Source organism: Moraxella bovis (genome assembly GCF_002014975.1).
Taxonomy (GTDB): Bacteria; Pseudomonadota; Gammaproteobacteria; order Pseudomonadales; family Moraxellaceae; genus Moraxella; species Moraxella bovis.
The window spans coordinates 1-752 of sequence record NZ_MUXV01000100.1 but is presented as its reverse complement, the minus strand read 5'-3'; the positions used below and the strand labels follow the sequence as shown (position 1 = coordinate 752).

Annotated in this window: 2 protein-coding genes; both read left to right on the top strand. The window is 36.4% G+C overall.

Annotated elements, in window-relative coordinates; genetic code table 11:
* Nucleotides 1-490 (top strand): hypothetical protein (locus tag B0182_RS13675; protein ID WP_211271661.1); only part of this gene is annotated, 490 nt, incomplete at its 5' end.
* Nucleotides 491-510: 20 nt separating this feature from the next.
* The coding region (locus B0182_RS13670; RefSeq protein ID WP_143821772.1) for a hypothetical protein at nt 511-752 on the top strand (242 nt) is incomplete at its 3' end.

Sequence of the window (752 nt, the reverse complement as noted above, 5' to 3'; positions counted from 1 at the left end):
AAGGTTTGTTGGTTATAAAAGCAAACAGGTATATTTCGGTAGGAAGAACGATTTGATAACAGAATATCGTAGCTACCAAAGAAAAGAGTTAGTCAATCTATCAGAGATTATTCAATATGGCAGACCCAATGAATATACACCCGCTTGGTTAAACTTATTTTCACCAAGCAATCAATCAAAAACAAGTCTTAGTAGTGTAGAGCTACACCTGTATTTTGAACAGTCAGACCAAGACACACCTTTGACAGATGATGAGACGTTGCTAATATTTAGATGCAGTGATGGACTAATGGTAGATACACCCACTTTGACAATGAGCGATGCGTTGTCCAACATGAACAAAGAAAGCATCAATCTTATTATGGAGCAGTCAGCCTATCAACAAGGAAAAACCGTGTATACATCAAAGGATGTGCCGACATCTGTAACCAAAACCATTATTTATTATAAGAGTAATCATCCTATGATTACTCTTATAATAGTGCTTTAAGCCAACTTGGCACCATAGAAGTGTTTGCCAAAAAGAATGGCACAGAAAAACGAGTCGGACTGCTGTATGTTTACCCAAATGCAAAAAGAAGAAAAGCCACGATACAACCAATTGAATTGGTAGCTAATCCATTTTCTGCTACAAATGCTTATCCACAAGATTATCCAAATGCCATTCAAAGCAAACTTTTTAGCCAAGTAGGCGTGATAGCAGAAGTCAAAGAAAGCATTGGTATTAATCTAATAAACTGTAAAATAAACCC